This window comes from Paenibacillus sp. GCM10027629, assembly GCF_042676425.1.
GTDB classification, from domain to species: Bacteria; Bacillota; Bacilli; order Paenibacillales; family Paenibacillaceae; genus Paenibacillus_K; species Paenibacillus_K terrigena.
Window position 1 is genome coordinate 159,187 of sequence record NZ_JBHTGZ010000002.1, and the last position, 6,519, is coordinate 165,705.

The following is a 6,519-nucleotide window of genomic DNA, read 5'->3' on the forward strand; positions in this document are numbered from 1 at the left end:
TTAGGAATGGAGCACAGTACATGAACAGATTAGCAGCCTTACGCGAGCCCTCTACGCGTAAATTATTATTCAGCGCAGGCCTGAGCTGGTTATTCGATGCCATGGATGTCGGCATGGTCTCCTTCATCATTGCCGCGATTGCCGTCGACTGGCATCTCGGCGCACAACAGATCGGCCTTGTCGCCGCAATCAATTCCATTGGAATGGCTGCTGGCGCAGCCGTGGCTGGATCTCTTGCAGACCGTTATGGCCGCAGGTCCATCCTCATTTGGACGTTATTAATTTTCTCCGCAGCTAGCGGATTATCTGCACTCGTATCCAGCTTCGTTGCACTATGCATCTTGCGATTCATCGCGGGATTCGGTCTGGGCGGAGAACTGCCCGTCGCTTCGACACTTGTCTCCGAATCCGTACCACAGAAGGAACGAGGGCGTGCCGTCGTGCTCCTAGAGAGCTTCTGGGCCTTCGGCTGGATCTTATCCGCGCTCATCGCCTATTTCGTCATCCCGGATTACGGCTGGCGTATCGCCTTTGTCATCAGCGCATTGCCCGCGTTCTATGCCCTGTACCTTCGCCGGGCGATTCAAGATTCACCTCGGTACATGGCGGCGGTACAACAGAAACCCTTGCCTTTTCGTCAGCGTGTCGCTTCTGTCTGGTCGTCGAAATACCGCCGTTCTACCATCACCCTATGGGTTCTATGGTTCACGGTTGTCTTCTCTTACTATGGCATGTTCCTCTGGCTTCCAACGGTGATGGTGATGAAAGGTTATGGTCTCGTCAAAAGCTTCCAATACGTGTTGATTATCACACTGGCACAGTTGCCCGGGTATTTCACAGCGGCGTATTTCATTGAGAAGATTGGCCGGAAGTTCGTGCTCGTGACGTATCTCGTCCTAACAGCGATCAGTGCGATATGGTTCGGAATGGCCGAGTCCGAAGGCATGCTGATCGCTGCGGGTATCTGCCTTTCCTTCTTCAATCTCGGCGCATGGGGCGGTATGTATGCCTATACCCCAGAGCTATACCCAACGGAAGTACGCTCAACGGGCGTAGGACTCGCCGCATCCTTCGGGCGGATCGGCGGGGTGATTGGGCCTTATCTGGTCGGTATGCTCGTCGCTCGCGAAACGGCGATGACAACGATCTTCACAGTCTTCTTCGTCGCCATTCTCCTCGGGGCATTCGTCGTCCTGTTCTGGGGACGAGAGACAAAAGGGATCGATCCCGACAGTCCAACCGTATAAATTCGCACAATAAAGGGGTTGTATCCTATACCAATATAGGATACAACCCCTTATCATTGCTTCTATGTCCACGCCCAGAAGAATCCGTCTCGATCCCACGCGACTCTGCCGTTATGCAGCTTCCGGAAAGCTTTCTTCACTTCTTTCTCAAGCGAAGCGTTGCCATTCTCATTCACAAAAACGAACTGCTCGCCGAAATGTGTCTGTACATAATCAATCGCATCGCTCTGGTGCAAAGTCCCTTTGAATTGAATCTCATCGACCATCCATTGGGCGACGGTTTGAGGTGTCACTTCCATGTTATTCATGCTCCTTAATCCGCTGCGCGAACGAATCCTTCTTCGGTCAGATATTCTGCAGCTTCTTCATACGATTCGAATACCGTATCGAGATCTTCGCCTGCGAAGATGTACCACATCTGATCTTCGTCTTCGAATTTGAGCTCCAACGACTGGTTCTTCGCGTTCGTCCAGCGTTCTTCGATCACTTCCTGTGCAGTGTCGGGTGTTGTCGCATCTGATGCTTCTATACTTCCAGTTGCACGTCGTACCCCTTTCCACGTTAAGGAACGGATGGACGCTTCAATGATCGTACGAATTTCTTCCGCAGACATATCGCGAATGTTCACCATACCTCGATCGTCAACATCATAACCGGTCAGATATCCGGCATAGACGAACCCATTGCCGTTCGGGTGCAGGTGATAGACGACCGTTTTCTTATCGAACATACTTTCCTCGTAGTGGTAATTGACACGTTTCATCGACACATTTTTACGCTCCAATTCAGGGAATGAATCGGCAATCGCGAGCTTTTCTTCAAAACTTAGCATATTTCGTCGGCCTCCGCATGGCTATTGTAGTAAGCCCCATTATACCATAAGCACTGGATAATCCTAATCTCACTCCGATTCCGATAACATCGTGACAAATTAAACAAAGTTCATTACCACCCGTGCCAAAGACCCCCATCACCCGAAATTCAGGATTGGAGGCCTCTCTTATTCGTTCATGATTCTGCATGGTGTTAATAGTAATACGTCGTCTGCGATCCGATCTGAGCAACGAACGGATTCCACGCTTGCTGTGAGAACGCCTGAACTGCGTTACCGTCCGAAGATAAGTTCCGTAGGAATTCGAAGTCCGGGTGTACGACCAAATCCGCTTGGAATGCCTCTACCGTGCTATTCGGCTTGCGTTTCTCATTCAAAGCCGCCAGAATATCCTCTGCCGATTTGAGCCCAATGCCATGCCCAAAGTACAAGTTCGGCCCCATCACGATCGCATTCTCGCCCCGCCATTCCGGCCCTTTTGGATCAAAATCCGGGTTTTCGAAATATACCCCATCTCCAAGATACGCTTCATTCTTGTCTTCCGTGATCACTAGCGGAAGATAGTTGCTGGCATGCCAGTCTCTTAAATAAAGATTTTGAAAATACTTGTTAAATTCATCGTCACCGATCATATCCAGCACGGCCTTATAGAACAGAATCATGATCGCTGTTGAACATTCAAACCCATAATACTCCCCATGTTCAAATATATCTCGAATCCCATCCGCGGGTTGGACATTTCCTCTTAATCGAAATCCACCGTTTGGTGTTCGTATCCAATATCGTGGATTACTGAACGATTCCCGGAAAGGCGCGAATCGGGCATAACTTGCGTTCAAGTCATTGGCTGCCTTCACGATTTTGCTCCTCATTTGCATTTCATAGACCAAAGCTTCCTTCGAAGGATAGTAGTAGGTTACCGGGCTGTTCTCCTTCGCCTTTACAATGCTCTGTTCCATCCGCGTCAGCGGCAAACTGCCGGCTTCTTGTAAAGGTCTCCCCGAAATACGTATCACGGCTTCTCCTCCAAACTCATTATGATGACATCGCCCTAGGTTAGTGTACGTATTGTAGGCTGGAATCGTGCATGAATCTTTTCTACTCTAGTTCTATTAGACTAGTAAAGAAACAGCGTATTTCCCGCAAATAATAGCGACATTTCACGAAATCCGACTTTCCATTCCTAATCCCTTCCATATTACATGTCGAAACCTCCGTTTTCTCCAAATTCTGAGAATTTTTTTGTTGACTAATTGATAGAACAAGACTACTATAGTGATAGGTTCATAGAACTAATTTCCTATTAAAAATGATAAAGGCAAAGCCGTCGAAAGATGGTGACGCAAAACTACAGGGGCTAACGCGAAAATTCGCCATGCCAGCCAGTTACCGACATAGAAGTACGACGTTATTCGCGTTGTTAACCCTTCTTATTTCGGTAAGAAGGGTTTTTTACGTACAACAATTTCATATGTCAACTCCGTATTGACAAAGGCAAACCCATCGAGAGATGGCGACGCAAAGCTATAGGGGCTACCGCGAGGAATACTCGCCATGCCAGCCAGTTACCATTACAAAGTCTAACGCACTTGAACGAGTGACGTTGGCTTTCCAAGGAGTGTTCGTGATGAAACAAACCAAACTCGTGCTTATTGCGTTCATGATGCTGATGATTATTGCACTACTTCCTACGAATAACGTACACGCTGAAGGCGCTCTACCCGATCAATTGGTCGTACTGCCAACAGGTGATTATAATGTAAAAGAAGCAAAAGCGATGATGGAGCGCCTAGAGAAAATCCCAGCTCCAATCTTAAAAACACTTGCTGACAAAGGCGTTAAAGTGAAATTAACGAACGACATCATTACCAACGAACCTGAATTGAACTATCTTAAAGGGGTAACGCCAAGAGGGTGGGAAGGAACGGGACTCACTTGGGATGATGTACCGGGTGTTAGCGAGAAAGTGGTTGTCGTACGCATCGGATACAGCAAAAAAGGCCATGGCCACAACTCGTACAACCTAGAAATCCATGAGACATTGCATGCCGTTGACCGCTTTGTGTTTAACAACGCAAGCGACTCGCAAGATTTCAAAGATATTTTCACCAAAGAAGCAGCAAGCAACTATCACGATGGCTATGTATCGGCTTATCCTGCAGAATATTTCGCAGAGAGCGCGAGCTTGTATCTCTACAATGATACAACGCGTAAAGAGTTGAAGAAGAACGCTCCGCTAACCTATGATTTTATGGACAAGCTATTCAATCAATAAGATAGAAAAAGCTCCCCTCTGACGATCAGAGAGGAGCTTTTGTGTTGTAATACGAACTTATTCAGGATACACGTGTTTCGGCTTGATTTCATTCCAAGTCTCGGTGTCATCCTCATTTCTTGTGTAACCGTGGTGATTCGTCGCTTCGATGACATCGGTGTAATACCATTTGTTCACCGAATTGTCTGGCCACATTTTCGCATCTTCATGGATGTCTTTAACCTTGACTTTACGGTTCAAGACGCTGTTGATAAATGCCATGGCTTCTGCACGAGTAATGTACTGGTTCGGTTTGAATGTGCTATCATCATAGCCTTTGATCCAGCCTTTGTTCGCTGCAGAGACAATGTATTTCTCAGCCCAATGCCCTTTGATGTCCGTGAACATTTCGTTCTTCTTCTCATCCAATTTGTCGAAACGGGATGCGATGGCTGCGAATTCTGCTCTCGTAATCTGTTGACCTGGTTTGAACGATCCATCCTTGTAACCTGTGATGATACCAGCATTCTCCATCGTTGCGATATGTTTGCTCGACCAACGCTTCTGCTCAACATCTTTGTAAGAGCTGATCTGTTTCATGTAATCGCTGCGTGTAGCATCATCCATCAAGCGGTAGAAGATTGCTGCGACTTCTTCACGGCTGATCAGGTTCTCAGGCTTGATCATGCCATCTGGATAGCCGTTGATGTAGTTGAAATGCTTATCCTTTTCCAATTGCGGTGGAACTGGAGGCAATGGTGGTACCGGTGGCAATGGAACAGGCGGCAACGGTGTTGGTGTTGGCGTTGGCGTCGATGGACCTGGATCTACTGGAGGTGTCGTCGTGTTCTTCGTGTAGTAGAATGTGAGCGATTGACCCTCTTGATCACTGAATGTGTAGTCCTGTTGTGACTTCACCGGCGTGTATCCTGCAACTGGTGCAGCTGTAAGCTTCGTCGTAACTCCAGCCTTGCCACTTGCGGTTCCTGCAATTGCCAATTCCTTGTTCGTGCCTTGCTCGAGATACTTCACAGTAACTTTGTACTCTTTCTCTACTGGTGTTTCGACTTTGACGTAGAGGATTTCTAGTGTCTGTTCTGCCTTGTCTGTGAAGGTGTAGGTGTATACTTCCTGCGAAGGTTTGTATACAACCCCGTCTTTCTCGATCTGTTTTGGTGTGATGGTGATGCTATCGCCATTTTTACCTTTTTTAACTTCAACATCCAATTCGACTTTCTTATCTCCATCCATGTACACATGGTGAACGGTAACTTGCTGAAGATCTTCCACAGCACCTAATTTGTAGTAGAATGTGTGCTCTTGTTTTTCTTCTGCGGTAACTTCATAGTCGAAGTTATAAAGCTCTGGTGTGTATACCGCATCAGATACTGAAATCGGTTCAGCCACCAGATGAAGTGTCTTGCCTACTTCACCTTCATACTGCGTTGATTCTTGTAACGGAAGCTCTGTTGCACGATCCACATAATTCACGGTAACCGTACGTTTCTCAGCCGGTGCATTATTCTTGGTGTAGAAGAACGTGTGCGTTTGCTGATCGCCGTTCACGACTTCGTATTTCCATGTGTCGGTTCCGACTACAGGTGTGTAGCCTTGGGCATATACGGCTTCAAATACTGATCCATCTGCTGGATTATTGATCGTTTTCGACTCAGCTACAACGTGGTTCGTTCCTTCTTCAAGGTAATTAAGTGTTAGCGCCCGCGTAGGCACTACAACATCCTTGGTGTAGAAGAAAATAAATACTTGGTTCGCTTCAGCCGAGAATTTGTATTCCTTCGTGCTTTCGCCTACAACCGTGTAGAGTTCAACTTTTGCTGCTTCTAATTTCGCAGTTCCGTTGGTTACACCTGGTACAGTAGTCGATGGTGATACTTCTTCTTTCGAGCCTTCAAGCAAGTACTTCACCGTTACGTTTTGTACTGCTGCTGTGTAGTAGAAGATTGCTTCTTGCGTTCCGTTTGTAAACGTGTAGTCGATTGTTGCTTTTTCAGGCGTGTAGCCTGCAACTTCTTTCGCATCTAGCTTAATCGTTTTGCCTGTTACGCCTCCTTCAACTTCAGGCTTCGCAAGTTCTTTGTCCGTTCCTTTTTCAAGGTACTTCACTGTCACTTTTTGCGCCGATGCTGTGTAGTAGAAGATTGCTTCTTGCGTTCCATTGATGAACG

Annotated in this window: 6 protein-coding genes and 2 riboswitches; of the genes, 2 read left to right on the forward strand and 4 right to left on the reverse strand. The window is 47.1% G+C overall.

Annotated elements, in window-relative coordinates; genetic code table 11:
• Window positions 1–20: 20 nt before the first annotated feature.
• Window positions 21–1,247, forward strand: coding sequence for an MFS transporter (locus ACFQZR_RS01055; RefSeq protein WP_379342006.1), 1,227 nt, complete (start codon window positions 21–23; stop codon window positions 1,245–1,247).
• A 62-nt stretch (window positions 1,248–1,309) separates the two neighbouring features.
• On the opposite strand, the gene ACFQZR_RS01060 is transcribed toward ACFQZR_RS01055, so the two are convergent.
• The 3 genes from ACFQZR_RS01060 to ACFQZR_RS01070 form a co-directional block, all read right to left on the reverse strand.
• Window positions 1,310–1,546: a DUF6953 family protein gene (locus ACFQZR_RS01060; RefSeq protein WP_379342038.1), complete on the reverse strand. Its 237-nt coding sequence runs from the start codon at window positions 1,544–1,546 to the stop codon at window positions 1,310–1,312.
• A 14-nt stretch (window positions 1,547–1,560) separates the two neighbouring features.
• Window positions 1,561–2,079, reverse strand: coding sequence for a hypothetical protein (locus ACFQZR_RS01065; protein WP_379342008.1), 519 nt, complete (start codon window positions 2,077–2,079; stop codon window positions 1,561–1,563).
• A 194-nt stretch (window positions 2,080–2,273) separates the two neighbouring features.
• The gene (locus ACFQZR_RS01070) at window positions 2,274–3,095 is read right to left on the reverse strand and encodes a protein-glutamine gamma-glutamyltransferase (RefSeq protein ID WP_379342010.1); all 822 of its coding nucleotides are present in this window, start codon (window positions 3,093–3,095) and stop codon (window positions 2,274–2,276) included.
• 291 nt (window positions 3,096–3,386) lie between these two features.
• Window positions 3,387–3,473: riboswitch (cyclic di-GMP riboswitch) on the forward strand.
• An 89-nt stretch (window positions 3,474–3,562) separates the two neighbouring features.
• Window positions 3,563–3,652, forward strand: a riboswitch (cyclic di-GMP riboswitch).
• A 54-nt stretch (window positions 3,653–3,706) separates the two neighbouring features.
• On the opposite strand from ACFQZR_RS01070, the gene ACFQZR_RS01075 reads away from it, so the two are divergent.
• The gene (locus tag ACFQZR_RS01075; protein WP_379342012.1) at window positions 3,707–4,354 is read left to right on the forward strand and encodes an anthrax toxin lethal factor-related metalloendopeptidase; all 648 of its coding nucleotides are present in this window, start codon (window positions 3,707–3,709) and stop codon (window positions 4,352–4,354) included.
• Between the two features lie 57 nt (window positions 4,355–4,411).
• Here ACFQZR_RS01075 and ACFQZR_RS01080 read toward each other — a convergent pair.
• On the reverse strand, window positions 4,412–6,519 hold a 2,108-nt coding region (locus ACFQZR_RS01080), incomplete at its 5' end, for an S-layer homology domain-containing protein (RefSeq protein WP_379342014.1).